Origin of the sequence: Emticicia sp. W12TSBA100-4 (assembly GCF_040253585.1) — a bacterium.
Classification (GTDB): Bacteria; Bacteroidota; Bacteroidia; order Cytophagales; family Spirosomataceae; genus Emticicia.
The window spans coordinates 213,902-229,339 of sequence record NZ_JBELAU010000010.1; the positions used below are offsets into that span (position 1 = coordinate 213,902).

At 37.2% G+C, this 15,438-nt stretch carries 14 protein-coding genes; 8 read left to right on the forward strand and 6 right to left on the reverse strand.

Going from position 1 to position 15,438, the window contains the following annotated elements; all coding sequences use genetic code 11:
• Window positions 1–30 precede the first annotated feature (30 nt).
• Both ABR854_RS16330 and ABR854_RS16335 read left to right on the forward strand, forming a co-directional pair.
• Entirely contained in the window at window positions 31–309 is a 279-nt protein-coding gene (locus tag ABR854_RS16330) for a PIN domain-containing protein (protein WP_350266556.1), read from the forward strand.
• Window positions 310–797: 488 nt separating this feature from the next.
• The gene (locus ABR854_RS16335; protein ID WP_350266558.1) at window positions 798–1,304 is read left to right on the forward strand and encodes a restriction endonuclease subunit S; all 507 of its coding nucleotides are present in this window, start codon (window positions 798–800) and stop codon (window positions 1,302–1,304) included.
• A 295-nt stretch (window positions 1,305–1,599) separates the two neighbouring features.
• On the opposite strand, the gene hemA is transcribed toward ABR854_RS16335, so the two are convergent.
• Window positions 1,600–2,856, reverse strand: a complete 1,257-nt coding sequence (gene hemA / locus ABR854_RS16340) for a glutamyl-tRNA reductase (protein WP_350266560.1) — start codon at window positions 2,854–2,856, stop codon at window positions 1,600–1,602.
• Window positions 2,857–3,275: 419 nt separating this feature from the next.
• Between hemA and ABR854_RS16345 the strand changes: the two genes are divergently transcribed.
• Window positions 3,276–4,478 (forward strand): sensor histidine kinase, encoded by a 1,203-nt coding sequence (locus ABR854_RS16345; protein ID WP_350266562.1) that lies wholly within the window; start codon window positions 3,276–3,278, stop codon window positions 4,476–4,478.
• Window positions 4,479–4,550: 72 nt separating this feature from the next.
• On the opposite strand, the gene ABR854_RS16350 is transcribed toward ABR854_RS16345, so the two are convergent.
• Window positions 4,551–5,765, reverse strand: coding sequence for an acyl-CoA dehydrogenase family protein (locus tag ABR854_RS16350; RefSeq protein WP_350266564.1), 1,215 nt, complete (start codon window positions 5,763–5,765; stop codon window positions 4,551–4,553).
• Between the two features lie 173 nt (window positions 5,766–5,938).
• On the opposite strand from ABR854_RS16350, the gene ABR854_RS16355 reads away from it, so the two are divergent.
• The 4 genes from ABR854_RS16355 (at window position 5,939) to ABR854_RS16370 (ending at window position 9,897) form a co-directional block, all read left to right on the forward strand.
• Window positions 5,939–7,333 (forward strand): POTRA domain-containing protein, encoded by a 1,395-nt coding sequence (locus ABR854_RS16355; protein WP_350266566.1) that lies wholly within the window; start codon window positions 5,939–5,941, stop codon window positions 7,331–7,333.
• Window positions 7,334–7,384: 51 nt separating this feature from the next.
• On the forward strand, window positions 7,385–7,930 hold the full coding sequence (locus ABR854_RS16360) for a hypothetical protein (protein WP_350266567.1): 546 nt from the start codon (window positions 7,385–7,387) through the stop codon (window positions 7,928–7,930).
• A 186-nt stretch (window positions 7,931–8,116) separates the two neighbouring features.
• Window positions 8,117–8,872, forward strand: a complete 756-nt coding sequence (locus tag ABR854_RS16365; protein WP_350266568.1) for a collagen-like domain-containing protein — start codon at window positions 8,117–8,119, stop codon at window positions 8,870–8,872.
• Window positions 8,873–9,012: 140 nt separating this feature from the next.
• Window positions 9,013–9,897: a tetratricopeptide repeat protein gene (locus ABR854_RS16370; RefSeq protein WP_350266570.1), complete on the forward strand. Its 885-nt coding sequence runs from the start codon at window positions 9,013–9,015 to the stop codon at window positions 9,895–9,897.
• A 2-nt stretch (window positions 9,898–9,899) separates the two neighbouring features.
• On the opposite strand, the gene ABR854_RS16375 is transcribed toward ABR854_RS16370, so the two are convergent.
• The 4 genes from ABR854_RS16375 to gldB all read right to left on the reverse strand — a co-directional run bounded on the left by ABR854_RS16375 (window position 9,900) and on the right by gldB (window position 14,317).
• Entirely contained in the window at window positions 9,900–10,814 is a 915-nt protein-coding gene (locus tag ABR854_RS16375) for an EamA family transporter (protein WP_350266572.1), read from the reverse strand.
• Window positions 10,815–10,907: 93 nt separating this feature from the next.
• Window positions 10,908–11,324, reverse strand: coding sequence for a Fur family transcriptional regulator (locus ABR854_RS16380; RefSeq protein WP_350266574.1), 417 nt, complete (start codon window positions 11,322–11,324; stop codon window positions 10,908–10,910).
• 12 nt (window positions 11,325–11,336) lie between these two features.
• Window positions 11,337–13,238 carry an ABC transporter ATP-binding protein gene (locus ABR854_RS16385; RefSeq protein ID WP_350266576.1) on the reverse strand — a complete coding sequence of 634 codons (1,902 nt, stop codon included), beginning with the start codon at window positions 13,236–13,238 and terminating at the stop codon, window positions 11,337–11,339.
• Window positions 13,239–13,318: 80 nt separating this feature from the next.
• Window positions 13,319–14,317, reverse strand: a complete 999-nt coding sequence (gene gldB / locus ABR854_RS16390; protein ID WP_350266578.1) for a gliding motility lipoprotein GldB — start codon at window positions 14,315–14,317, stop codon at window positions 13,319–13,321.
• Window positions 14,318–14,473: 156 nt separating this feature from the next.
• Between gldB and ABR854_RS16395 the strand changes: the two genes are divergently transcribed.
• Window positions 14,474–15,274 (forward strand): hypothetical protein, encoded by an 801-nt coding sequence (locus ABR854_RS16395; RefSeq protein ID WP_350266580.1) that lies wholly within the window; start codon window positions 14,474–14,476, stop codon window positions 15,272–15,274.
• Window positions 15,275–15,438: the final 164 nt, after the last annotated feature.

A 15,438-nucleotide genomic window follows, 5' to 3' on the forward strand; every position in this document is an offset into this window, starting at 1 on the left:
CTTTTGGGCATAATTGCGGGAAAATCTCCAATGAGTGTTTGCGAAAGTGAACAAATACAAGAAACCCTCGAAATGTACGATACTGTGAGGTTTTTATCAAATTTTAGTTATTTGACTATTTCAAAAACCGCCATGCTTAAAAGTATTGATTACATGAAAAACTATAATTTATTACCCAACGATGCCATGATTTTAGCATCCTGCAAGCTTGAAAATATTGCAATTTTGGCCTCCTACGATTCAGATTTTAGAGAAGCGTGCCAAAATGAGGGTATTAAATTGATTTCTAAAGTGGAAGATTTAAGTTAATGAGTTGATTGTTAACAACTTGTGAGAAGACTTTAACGTTTAGAAACTTCAAGCTTCAAATAAACTAAACAATAATTTTATTTTTGACCTATATTTGCACTCAAACCAACATTTATTTTATAGAAAAAATCTAAAAAACGACATATAAATTTTTGCGTTTAGCTTAAAAATCCTGTATTCTGAAATCTACCAAATTTTGTTGCACACAGGGAAGTTAAAGTTAGGCGTTCATGCGGTCTGCGTGAACGCTTTCTTTGCTTTGTGTGCAAGGCTTTGGTAGAGCCTCAGAATACAAGCACTGAAAGTTTGTTCACGCTTTTGTTGTTAATTTAGACTTACTTAATGACCGCTTTGAAGGTTCATATCATGTACCAATAATAAATAAGATTATTGATTGTTTATTAGATAGTGGAGCTTCTATTTTACCTTTAGGAAGTGAAGAATTGACAAGTAAGATTTTTTTACCACTACGTTTTAAAAGAATATATGTGGAAGAGGAATATGGAAGAGTATTTTTTGGCGGAAAGCAAATCCAAGAATTAGACCCATCAGGGAAAAAATATCTTTCAAATTTAATTCATGGTAGCAGAATGGCTTCACAACTTTTACTTAAAGAAAATATGATTTTGGTAACAAGAAGTGGAACTGTTGGAAAAGTAAACATTGCACCTAAACATTGGAATGAGTGGATTGCCAATGACCATATTATGAGAGTTACTCCAACTTCTAATACAAAAGCTGGCTATCTATATATTTGGCTCAATTCTGATTTTGGTAAAGCTGTATTACAAAGTTTAATTTACGGGTCAGTTGTAGATGAAATTGAGCCAGAGCATTTGGCAAGAGTTCCCATTCCAATTTTAAAAGACGAGCAAAAAGTAAAAGAAATAAATGATTTAGCGTTAAAAGCTAATGAGTTAAGAAGTAAAGCATATTATTTAGAGCAAGATGCTATTAAACAAATGAATGAAGAAGTGATATTTGCTACCAAATAGAAGCCAAAAGCACAGTAGAAGCAATGATTTTAGGAGACTAAACCATCTCGTTAGAGATGAAATATCGATAGAAAAGCGTACAACAAACAATATCTCATGCCGTAGGTATGAAACATCAACCAACATAATGTTTCATGCCTACGGCATGATGTTTTTGGGTGTTTATGAATAGGCTACCGATATAAAATTCCTACGGGATAATTTTTTGCTTTTTAGATTTTGTCCACAAAAAAGGCGTAACTTCCACAGAAATTACGCCTTTTAATATCTTGTAACAATTTAGAAAATTGTTTTACTACACCGTTTGTTTTTCTAAATTGAATAAATCGTTCAATACATCAATCAGAGTTTCGGCTTCGCCACGTTTACAAGCAGCTTTTAGCTGAATCACTGGCAATTTGATGATTTTTTGCATCATACTGGCCGTAATTTTCTCCATTTTTTCCGCTTCTTCGGCCGAAAGTTCTTTCACGAAACGAGCCATTTCTTCTTTTCTGATTTGTTCCAAAGCCCCCTTCAATTTCTGAATCGTTGGCGAAACAATCATTTCTTGCGACCAATTATTAAACTCACCAATCGCATCGCTGATGATGCTCAACACTTGCGGAATCGCTTCCATGCGGCGTTGAAGAGCTTCATTGGCACGGCGTTGGATTGTATCTAAATCGTAAGCAACTACGCCCGTCACCTCCTCAATATCAGTCGCAATGCTGTTTGGCACAGAAAGGTCAATCAAATATTTTACGGCAAGCGTTTTATCTTTAAGTGTTTCTTTCGTAATAATCGGAGACTCGCAACGTACAGAAGAAATGACAATGTCAGCCTGTAAGATATTTTGATTAACAAATTGATAATCAGCTACTTCAAAGCCTAATTCGTTGGCAAGATTTTGTGCTTTTTCTAATGTACGGTTCGTAATCGTAATATTTTTATACCCTTTATCGGCCAACGTGCGGCACACATCTTCACCGATTTCGCCCAAACCAACAACCAAAACTTTCGGATTGCTCAAAAGTGGCAAGAAAGTTTCCATTACTTCTACGGTTGCATAGGAAGTTGAGGCAGCTCCATCACGGAACGAAGTTTCTTGAACGATTTTTTTATTGGTAAAGAAAATAGTGTGGAGCAAACGATGTAAAAACGGTCCAGCCATTTGTACATCAGCCGCCCATTGGTAAGCGTGTTTTACTTGATTCGGAATCTGCAAATCTCCGACTACCTGCGAGTGTAAGCCCATCGAAACTTCAAACAAATACCTTACGGCTTCGTTGTGGTCGTCGATTATCTCAAAATATGGCAGAATTTCGTTTGAATTAAGTACTTTTTGGCTGGCAATTAAGCGAATAATTGATTCGCCTAAATTATTTTCTGAAACGTAGTAAACCTCTGTGCGATTACAAGTAGAAAGCACAAGCACTTCCGACACATCAAACGTTTCACGCATCTTTAGCATCAAGGCTTTAGATTCTTCTTCGTTAAGTGCAATTTGGCCTCTTAGTTGTAAAGGGGCTTTTTTATGCGAAATCGTTATTGCTTTAAATAATCCGTGCATCTTTTCTAAAATAGTTTGCAAATTTACGGTCAGAATCCTTACGATGGATATGATTTCTATCAGTTTTTTTAATTTAGAATAATTCTAAATTAGTTTCGTACTTAATTCGTGTTTAACTAAAAAAAATACAAAAATTCAAATGTATTTTGAAGCCTGCTTTTTCGTTAGACTATTGATGGCTCAAAAGTATCGTATTTAATTAATTGACAGAAAAAAATGGGTTAAATGACAAGTTTTGGGTTATTTGACAAACTTTTGCTTGTTTCTTTGTTTTCATTATTATCTACGACAATATCCATTAAATAGTTTGCCAAAGTCAGCGGAAATAAGTGAAGTATGTTTAATTTAGAATTGTTCTAAATAGTTTAACCAAATTGTGATTTAGTGTTGAGTATTTTATTCAATCAAATTGAAAATTTATGGCAAAAAGAGAAGTTTTTGTAAATATTTATGAGCAAATCACGGGTTGGAGGTTTGTGGCAATTGCGGTTTTGCTGATGATTGGTGCTGGGGTTTTATATTATTTCAATCAACTGGCCCAACAAGTGGAGGAACGGGAGAAGAAATATGTGCTTTTGTATGCTGCCAGCATAAAATTTTTTGTCGAGAAAAGTGTAGAAACAGATTGTGACTATACTTTCGTACAGGAGGTTCTTGAAGCGAATGAGACTGTTCCCGCAATTTTGGTAGAAAATGGAGTGCCAATTAGCAATGTGAATATAAAGGAATTTGACGACTCTACCCACAAATGGAAACCTAAAGAAATGGAAGAGTTGTTATATCGTAAAATTGCGGAAATGCGAGAAGAACACCCACCCATTGAGGATAAAATTGGCAATTCTAAGGTGTCACTCTATTACAGTAATTCTATCTTGGCTAAACAGCTTCATTATTTCCCTTACATTTTATTAGGTACATTCCTGATTTTCGGCTCGTTGGCGTTTATCGCTTACAGTTCTTCTCGTAAGGCTGAGCAAAACAGAGTTTGGGTAGGTTTGGCCAAAGAAACAGCCCATCAGCTCGGCACTCCGATTTCGGCTTTGATGGCATGGGTGGAAGTGCTTCGCTCCGACCCAAATTTTGATGGAAGTATTGGCGATGAAATGGAAAAAGACGTAAAGCGTTTGGAAACCATTACGACTCGTTTCTCGAATATTGGTTCGGTGCCGCAGATGAGCGAGGAACAGATTGCTCCACTAATTCAGCAAACACTAAGTTATTTAGAAAGACGAATTTCGACAAAAGTAAAAGTTCATTTCAATAGCCAAGTATCTGATAATGTGGAAGTTAGTTTAAATAAACATTTGCTTGAATGGGTGGTAGAAAACTTGTGCAAAAATGCCGTTGATGCGATGGAAGGAAGAGGGGAGTTATTTGTAACGATTATGCCAACAGCAAAGAAAACGATTGCGATTGATATTAGAGATACAGGAAAAGGAATCTCGAAAATGAATCTTCGGAAGGTTTTCAGGCCAGGATTTAGTACAAAAAAACGAGGTTGGGGCTTAGGACTCACGTTGGCAAAACGTATTATTGAAAATTACCACGAAGGCAAACTTTTCGTGAAAGAAACCCAAGTCGATAAAGGAACAACCTTCAGAATTTTGCTGGATACGGTGTAAGGAAAAAGAGGTTTGGTCGGTGGTTGAGCGTAGTCGAAACCACCGACCAAACCTCTTTTTAAGGTAAAAAAATTACTTCTTACGTGTATCAAGCCCGTAACCTTTTAAAATTCCACGAGCCAAAGCCGTTTTATGTACTTCATCGGCTCCATCGTAGATTCGAGCCGCACGTTCATGGGCGTACCAGTATGAAAGTAAAATATCGCTCGTCATACCCAATGCACCGTGCGTTTGTATGGCTCTATCAATTACACGGAGCATCATGTTTGCCGTGAAGAATTTTATCATTGAAATTTCATCACGCACGGTGGCTGCACCTTGTTCGTCGATATTTTTTGCCGTACGAAGCACCAAAAGGCGGGCTGCATCAATTTCGGCTCTACTTTCGGCAATAAATCCTTGAATAAATTGCATCTCGCCAAGCATTACGCCCTCAGCCATTTCTCTTGATGCAGCATATCGGCACATCAAATCGAAACTACGCTCAGCAATGCCAATAAAACGCATACAATGGTGAATACGCCCTGGGCCGAGCCGTTCTTGGGCTAATAAAAAACCAGCACCTTCCATACCAATCAAATTGGCTTGTGGCACTCTTACGTTTTCATAAATTACTTCGGCATGGCTCGCCCAACTATCGCCCGCATGGCCCATGATTGGAATGTTTCGTATAAACTTAAAACCTTCAGTATCGAGCGGTACTAAAATCTGACTTGCACGCTTGTGCGGAGCAGCATCGGGGTTTGTTACGGCCATTACTACTGCAAAAGCAGCACCATCGGCCGAAGATGTAAACCACTTATGTCCGTTGATAACATAATCATCGCCATCTTTTACGGCCGTAGTTCCCATTCGAGTGGGGTTTGAGCCAGCAAATTCGGGTTCAGTCATCGAAAAACAACTTCTGATTTCACCATCCATCAAAGGTTTTAAATATTTATCTTTAAGGTTTTTTGGTGCATATTTGTGCATTAATTCTGTATTGCCAATATCGGGAGCTTGCGTATTGAATACAAAATGCCCAAATGGCGAACTCGCCAGAACTTCGCTGATTTGCCCAAACTCGCATAAAGTCAGCCCAAGGCCACCATCTTCTTCGGGTAGATGCAAGCCCCAAAGACCTGCTTTTTTTACTAAAGCTCTTTTTTCTTGTAAAATTGGTTCGACGTACGAGAAATTGTGGGCAAGATTCTCGGTAGTTTCGAGTGGATATAGTTCGGCTTCTACAAATGCCTTTATTTTAGGCAATAAGTCTTTTAGTTTGTCGGTTATGAATAGTGTTTCCATTCTTAGTGGTTTATATATGTTGATTCCATAAATATTCCTTAAAGTTAGTTTTACAATCTTGATGGCACAATATTTTGCGGTTTTTCTTGAAAAATAGTTTAAATTTGGTGTTTCCAACATTATCAAAACCTCGTATATTGCTCTAAAACATCATTATTTACAGCCAACCTTTAATGACTCAACGCCTGTTTTTTATTTGTTTATTTTTACTGCAAATTGTTTATTATCAGTCATTTGCTGATGATTCCTTAATTGTGCGTCAAGTAAAAGTCGTGGGAAATAATCGCACGAAAGAAAAAATTGTTTTTAGAGATATGGCGGTAAAAGCAGGAGATACACTGCAAAAAGAGAAATTAACGGATATTTTAGAGGCCGACCGCAAGAAAATTTTTAATACAAATCTGTTTGTTACAGTAAAAGTTAGCCCAGAAATAATTGATAATCAGCAAATTGATGTGATTGTTGAAGTAAAAGAACGACTCTATTTTGTAGCGTTGCCCGTTTTTTATTTGGCTGACCGAAATTTTAATGAATGGTGGTACGAACGTGGACATGATTTGAAACGTACAATTTATGGCATCTACGGAAAACACTCGAACCTCACGGGCAACAATGACCAATTAAAAATCAGAGCTGAAATCGGGTTTATTCCTAACTTTGAGGTTGCTTACAGCACACCGTATTTGGATAAAACCTTACAAACGACTTTTTCGGTTGGTGCTTTTTATGGCATTAATAAAACGATGGTTTACCGCACTTGGCAAGATAAATTTCAGTTTGCCGAAAGCGAAGACCGCCAACGTGAACGTCTAAATCTTTATTCGGTCATTTCTCGTCGAACTGGTTTCTTTCAAAACCAATATTTACAAATAAGTTATAATCAGACCCAAATTGCTGATACCATTGCTCAGATAAACCCCAATTATTTTCTGAATGGTCGTACCCAGCAAAAATATTTCCTGATAAATTATTCATTTATCTACGATCGTCGAGATAATCGCCAGTATGCTCTAAAAGGTTATAGGCTTAGTTTTGATGCCATTAAATATGGGCTTTCAGCTCGCAGTGATATAAATCAACTTAATTTGAGCGGAACGATTAGCCAATACTTTCTGCTTCACCAAAACTTTTATGCCAACTATAGCATAAGAGGTAAGGTATCTTTTCCTGAAAAACAACCTTTTTTACAGACACAAGGCTTGGGTTACAGAAATGATTTAGTAAGAGGCTATGAACTTTATGTAATTGACGGACAAAGTTATGGTTTATTGAAAACCAACTTGAAATATCAGATGTTTGATAAAATCTTTGATTTGAGTCGATATTTGAAAATCAAACAGTTCAATACATTGCCAGTGGCAGCTTACATTAATACATTTTTTGATGTCGGATACGTAAAAAATAATTTTCCCGAGATAAATAATACTAAATTTGCAAATAAATGGTTAGTTGGAGGAGGAATTGGACTTGATGTAGTGACTTGGTATAATGTAGTCGGTCGATTAAATTATTCAATCAATGCAGTAGGTGAAAAAAGACTCTTTTTTAATCTCTCACGAGAATTTTAATACCACTCACTAAATTTTGTATTTTCACCTAATGCATTTCTTTCAAAAAATATGAAAATTTATTATTTTATTTTAGCTTTGTTGATAATTGCGTGCAGTAACCCCCAAAAAACAGAAACAGTGGAAGTTTTAAACCCTCCCTCTCCAAAGGCCGCTACGTCGAGTAACGTTCAGAAGTTATTACGTACCATTATGGGTACAGGCGAAGGTCTCCTCCGAGGCATCCAATTCGGTGATGCTATTGCAGACGTTAAAAAGAAAGAGAAAGCAGAACTTTTTGAAGAAGAAGATTCGCACGTTGGCTATTCTTTTGATACTGATAATTTCGAAACGGTTGATATTATCTACGAAAAAGACAAACAAAATCGTGTGTCGGGTATCGGATTAGACGTTTACATGAACACAGATTCTTCTAATGATAGCTTATTGAATGAATTGAGTAAACAATTCACTGCCCAATATGGAAAGCCAGTTTCAGAAGCACCAATGCCTACTTGGGAAATAAAACCTAATGGGAAGGTAAGTATTAAAGTAGTAAAAAATAAGTTAGACAGAGGCTTAGAAGTTAGATATACGCAATCTTCAAAAGCTATCTGATACCATAATATTTAGGTACAAACGCTTGATAAACCATTATTTGGTTATTAAGCGTTTTTTGTTTAAAAGGCTTATAAACAGTATTTTAAACATTAAAAACCTTTTACTTCAAAACTTGGCATAAATCTTGTTAGATTTTCAATTAAAAGGTTGTTCTTCTAACCAATAATCAGCCTAACCCATATTATGGAAGTCAAGAGAAAAATTACCCTTAGCATAATGCTGATGAGTTACTTAGCATTATGCAGTTGTGAAGGGCCAGAAGGTCCGCAGGGTGCAAAAGGAGACCAAGGGCCACAAGGTGTGCAAGGCCCAAAAGGTGATACTGGAGCAACGGGTGCAACTGGGGCAACGGGTGCAACTGGGGCAACGGGTGCAACTGGGGCAACAGGTGCTACTGGGGCAACAGGCCCACAAGGTCCAGCAGGGCCACAAGGGGAGACGGGAGCAACAGGCCCGCAAGGTCCAAAAGGCGATACAGGAGCTACTGGAGCAACAGGCCCACAAGGTCCAGCAGGGCCAGCGGGTAGTTCTGGAACGGGATCTGCTAATGTTATCTACTCTGATTGGTTTACACCTGCCTTTGTAGATTGGCAAAAAATTACTGAAAAAAGCTATTTGTATAGCATCATTGAAGCCAAAATTACTCAAGACATTATTGATAAAGGTGTCGTACTGGCATATAGCCGACAGGTTGCGAGTGGCCCAGCTTATCTGTTACCGATGATGCTCGAAACAAATTCTGGCTTGACTAATTACAATATAGCTGCTGCTTTAGGGAAAGTAAATATCATATTTTCAGAGTTATTAGATATTCAAGGAAGACCAGCTACTGGTTTGCAGTATCGTTATGTTATTATTCCAGGTGGAGTAAAGACACGAGCTAATATTGATTACACAAACTTTGATGAGGTGGCAAAAACCTTTGGAATACCGAGATAGGATATTGGATTTATAAAAATACTTTAAATTTGTCTGGAAATTAACTACAAAAAACGACGCTCAAAAGGCGTCTTTTTTGTTAAGTTTACAATTCTAATCCCTTAATAAACGTTTTTTAATTAACCAATAATCAGTTCCTGATGAAAATTTCACTACGCATACTTTGTTTTGTTTCAATACTTCCTTTTATGGGTTTTGCTCAAAGATGTAATCACACAAATCAGATACAAAGCCTTTATAGTCAATTAATTGCGAGTGGTTTTGATACACAAAAGCCAATTCCTTACCATTATTTTTTTGTCGACCAAAACGAGGAAGACCTTAATCAGTTGAAAACTGTTTTATTGAAACAAAACTACAAGTATGTTCGCACCTCAAAAAGTGCAGGAAAATATCAGCTTGAAGTAGAAAAAGTAGAAGCCCATAATGCCGCATCAGCTACTCAAAAAGGTAAATCTTTAAATGAACTGGCCAAAGCAAATAACGTAGAAACATTCGATGGTTTTGAGATTTTTTCGGAAGAAACAGCGGGTGAAAACGATAATTTAGCCACTTTTAAACAAAATGTTGATAAGATACCTTCAGCAGAACTATTGAAAAAGGCATTGGAATTTTATGATAAAAATGAAGATGTCAAAGCTTTGATAGTTTTCGATCGTTGTATCAAGCAAAATATCAATCTCGAAACCAGTTATTATAAACGAGCCAACTGTAAGACAGCACTCGGTCGTTCGCAAGAGGCTATTGTTGACTTGGAAAACGTACTTCGGTTGAATCCTCAGCATTACGAAGCAAACTTTAATCTTGGAGGCTTGTATTTTGATGCCAAAAACTATGATAAAGCCGCCAGTTTTTATAAAAAAGCTGTTGTAGTAAATCCTAAAAGCGACAACGGATTTTATAGATTAGCCGAAACCTACCAACAAATGAGCATAAAAGATGCGGCGGTACAAAATTGCCAGAAGGCTTTGCAGATAAATCCGAATAATGAATATGCCAAAAAGTTAATGGCTGTTTTGAAATAAAATTATTGTTGTAAGTCAATCTCCTTTGGCTTTCTTGTCCTACCCAAAGTCATCATTACTACGCCTGCCAAAATAATTGCTGAAGCCAGCATTGAGCGAGAAGTAAGACGTTCGTCCAAGAAGATCCAACCTAAGAAAATTGCTACTACTGGGTTTACATATGCATACGTAGCCGTAAGCTGTGGTGGAGCATGATTTATTAACCAAACATAGGCCGTATAACCCACATAAGAGCCAATTAGTACGAGATAAAACATCGCCAGATATGTTTCGGTTGTCATATTTTGAAAGGCTTGGAGTTGATTTTTCTCGAAAACAAAACTCATCGTGAGCGAAAAACAACCACCAATTACCATCTGAATGGCCGTTGATTGAAGTGAATTGGGTAAAACCAAATAAGGAGATTTGAGCGATCCAAATGCCCAAGCTATTGACCCAAGAAAAACAATTAAGGCCGCTAAAACAGGCACTTCTTGTTGACTAACTTGCTGAGAAGGATTGAGTAAAACAGCCATTCCGACTAAACCCAGAGTCAATCCAATTGCTCCAATGAGTGAAGGTTTTTCGTTGCTAAAAAACAAAAAATCAAGTAAAATCATCCAAGCGGGTAATGTTGCCACCAAAAGTGCTACCAAACCCGAAGGCATCTTCATGAGTGCGTAAGCTACTGCACAATTGCCAACGCCACTTAAAAGTACACCAATAAATGCGGCATTTCGAGTTTCTTGAAGGGTTGGCATTCCTTGTCCTCGGAGCAATGTAAATGCAAACAAAAGCGAGCCACCAATTAAAAATCGTGTGCAGGAAATCAACATTGGGGGTAAGGTATGAAGAGCGATTTTTACACCTAAGTAAGTAGAACCCCAAACAACATAAACGATTCCGAGTGCGATAAATATTTTTGTTCTTTCTGACATTTGGGAATTGGAGATTGGTTACTGGGAAATTAGGAAACAAGGGTTATTGACTATTAAGACATTAACCAGTAACTAATAACCGATAACCAGTAACTAAACACAAGCAGGGCAAGTGCCTTGTACGAGCATATTTACTTCGGTACGCTTGTAGCCTTCTGGCAAATGAATGGCAGGAATATGTACACTTTCAATACAAGTTGTGTTCCCACAAACCAAACATTTAAAATGTACGTGGTCATGATGATGATTTTCGTGGCTACATTCTGATACTTTGCACATCGCATATTTTGTGCCACCTTCATCGTCTAAAACCTTATGAACGATGCCTTTCTCGACAAAAGTTTTGAGTGTTCGGTAGATTGTTACACGGTCGAAACGTTGCCCGAATAGTGCTTCCAAATCGCCATGCGAAAGTGCATGGTTGTTGTTTTGGAAAGACTGTAGTATATCTGCCCGACAGCCCGTATGGCGTAGGTCATATTCTTTGAGTGTATCTTTAGAAGGATTCATATCTGTCAACGGTTATTCGACCAGCAAATTTACGTTATCAAACTGTAATTTTACCAAGTTTGCGTAAATTCCTTCTTCTCTTAATATCAATTCTTCGTGATTACCAGACTCAGCAATTTCACCATCTTTCAAGACATAAATAGTATCGACATTTCTGATAGTAGCCAAGCGGTGAGCAATGATAATCGTTGTGCGGTCTTTCATTAACTTATCGAGAGCATCTTGCACTAATTTTTCAGATTCAGAATCTAAGGCACTTGTGGCTTCATCAAGAATCAAAATCGAAGGGTCTTTCAGAATCGCACGGGCAATGGCTACACGCTGGCGTTGTCCGCCCGAAAGTTTCACACCACGCTCGCCAACAACCGTCTCAAATTTATCAGGAAAAGACTCAATAAACTCATAAGCATTCGCTTTTTGTGCAGCATCTAATACTTCTTGGCGAGTGGCGTTTGGTTTTCCGTAGGCAATGTTTTCGTAGATTGTTCCACCAAAAAGCATGACTTCTTGTGGCACAATTGCGATATTGCTGCGGAGTTCGGTTACATCTTGCGTAGCAATGTTTTGTCCATCGACAGTTATTTTGCCTTTTGTGAGCGGGTAAAGTTTCATCAAAAGTTGCACAATTGTTGATTTTCCAGCACCGCTATGACCTACAATCGCTATTTTTTCGCCAGATTTGATTGAAAGTGATAATTCTTTCAAAATCATCACATCGGGACGAGAAGGATACGCAAAGCCTACTTTATCGAATACGATATTTCCATCGGCTTTTTTGAACACTGGATTTTTTGAAACATCAACTTCTGATTCTTCATCTAAAATCTCTAAAATTCTTTCTGATGCTCCAACCGTGCGTTGAATTTGGGCATACATATCACCCAAACCACCAACCGAGCCACCAATAAAACCCGTATAAAGAATAAAAGTGAATAAATCTTGAAAGGCCAATTCTCCCGAAAGTACTAAATTGCCACCGTACCAAACCACGCCCACAACACCGCCAAACAAAACAGATATAATAAACGAAATAAAACCACCTCTGAAGGTTGCCGCTTTGAGTGCATAATCAACCACTCGTTGGATAGAAGTTCCGTACCGATTTACTTCTAAGCGTTCGTTTGTAAATGCCTTCACCACATTGACCGATTGTAGGGTTTCTTCTACGATGATATTTGTTTGAGCCAATTCATCTTGTACTTTCTTAGAATTTTTTCTGATAAAACGCCCAAAAACAATGGCCGCTACCACCAAAAATGGAAATGTAGAAAGCATGAAAAGCGTCAGTTTTCCAGAAAGCATTGAAATCAAGATTACGCCACCTACGAGCGTAAAAATTTGACGGAAAAGTTCGGCAAGCGTGATAGAAAGTACATCTTGCAATTGAGTAACATCGGATGTGATGCGACTCATGAGTTCGCCAACTCGACTTTTTTCAAAAAACGAAATCGGTAAAGTAATGATTTTTGTATAAAGTTCTTGGCGTAAATCACGCATCGAACGCTCCGAAACTCTTGAAAAAGTATAAACTCGTAGAAATGAAAATAAGGCTTGCATGATAAGCAAGGCTACGAAAAGAAATGTTACTTCATTGAGTGTGAGGGAATTAGACGAATTGAAAATTTGCTGAAATTTCTGGATACCAGTATTTCCGCCCATCATTTTTGATGCTTCAAGAGCCGCTGATGGATTTTTCGGTGAAACAATCGCTCCGACCATTTGTCCCATTAACAAAGGCACGCTCATAGAGGTGATTTGCGACAAAACCAAGAAAATAAAACCAATAGCAAAAGTGCCTTTGTAAGGCAATGTAAATCTAAAAATCTTTAATGCTTTCTTGAAACCTTCCTTTGTTACCTTTTTTTTATCTGCCTCCGAAACACCCGCACCAAAACTACTACTTCTTTTTGCCATGATTATTTACCTTACAACGGTCGTTAAAATTTGCCCATCAATTTTTAAAATTACTCAATCTGAGCAAGAAATCGTTAAATTTAATCTTCCAATTGTCCTTTATATTTCGATTTCTCGAAAATATCACGGGCATTTGGGTTTTTCATCAAATCAATTAACGAAATTGAGGGGTTTTCGGTTCGGTAACGGCTCACAATTCGCCAGCCAAGCCATTGTGCAATTCTGCCAGGGCAGTCGTTTCCGATTTCCTGAACCTTCGGGCGGTCGCTAAGATATTTATCTTTAATTCGGTCGTTTGTTTCATAAAGTAGTTTATTATCAAGAAAATACCCCCAAACTAAATCCTGTGAATTCCAAGTTTTAGTCATATTTGAGTCAGCATACGCAATTACGAGTGAATCGGCCACATCTGGTAGCATTGCACGAGTAAACTCATAGCTTTTCCCATAGTAAACCATATCTCCCAGCAGTGAGCGGTCGTTTTGGTCGATTGCATTGTATTTTTTTGATAAGATTGTTAGAATTGACGGCACGATATATGGCTTATCAAATCTTTGTAAAAGATAAAATGGGTATTGCGGACGATACCTTGCCTTCGGCCCCAAAAAAGTTTCCAGAGGTATCACAATCATATCATCAGCAACCATTAGTTCTAAATCAAGTGCTGTAAAAGTGGTAATAATTTGAGGTTCTTTGAAATCAGGATAATAGAACTTAATATGTTTGAAGGCCGTTTCCAGTTGTTTGCTCAAATCAGCAAGGTTTCCGAAGGATTTTTTCGTGTCTTCATAAAAAGCTTGCGTATCTGGGTTATTATGAATCAAAAATAGTCGATTAATGAGTGCAGTATCTTCTGGTGAAGTCTGATAAAACTGATTAACAAATTTAGTGTTTTTTAATAGAAAACTTTTGATTTGCTCTTTGGTCTTTAGCTGCATCATTGTTGCGTCAAACCTTTGAATATCAACCTTTACTGATATATTTGAGGTGTCGATAGTTTCGGAGTTTTGGCAAGATAATAAAAAAGAAAGTCCGATAAATAATCCAACGGTAGCAAAGCAAAGAGAGCGTAATTTCATAAATAGTTAATTATTTTTTTAAAAAACGCACAAAAATAGATAAATATTTGCCCTGAATCATCTAATTTTGTAAGATTGTAATTCAAACACAAATTTGCAGGAAGCCTAATTGATAAAAATTAGGTAAATTATAAAACCCTTAATTAACCACTTAAAATGTTTTATGTAAACTTTTCGGCTAAGTCTTTTGTCAAGAAAATGCTTCTAATTGGCATTTGTTTTTTCTCATCACAAGTAATTGCTCAAAAAAGTGCAAAGAGTGTAAAAAGTATAAAAGGAGGAAATCGTGTTGATGCTCTTATTCAGAGAAATCGTAAACTTACTAATGATATCAATGCCCTTAACCAATTGTTGGCGAGACAAAGTACTCAAATTCTTTCTCAAGAAGGCATTGTAAATTATTATAAGTCAATGTTGAAGGCTTCGAGAGATTCTACAGCCAATGTTTCAAGCACTTATTCGGAATACAAGCAAAAAACTGATACCGAGCTGAGTTCTTTAAAAACTGCCTTTGCTGATTCGATGGAGCTTTTCAGAGAATTCAAAAAACAGGCACTTAGAGATAGAAACAGAATTGTAAAAGATACCAATGTTGTGAGGGTTTATACGATGCCTTATGACCAAGTTCGAGTTCGTGTACTCCGCAAAATTTTAGATGAGGGGATTGGTTTAGTAATCGAACGTAATACTGATGAAGGGTTCTTGGTATCGAAAGTATTCAAAGACCGCAAAACTAAAGGGCTTTTCAAGAAAACCATAGAAACACGAGTTGATTGTGACATCAAAATGGTTCAACACCCTTATGAAGATAATAAAACTTTGTTTTATACATCGACCAGAGTGCAAGAAAAAACAAAGAAAGACAGTCAGTTTATAGAATTAACTGATGGTAAGGTGATTAAAGATTATCAGAAAAAACTTTTGAAATTCTTTGATGATTTTTTAGTAGGAAACTAAACCAGTAACGAGTCGAGAATAAGCTGATAGCTGTAATGATCTTATCAAGCCCATGCCTCAAACGTGGGTTTTTTTTTGCCCTGCACCGAAGGGCTGACCCAAACTTAAGAAGCAAAAAGCCATATTTGGCATAAAACTTGTTAAAATAAGCTAATATATCAATT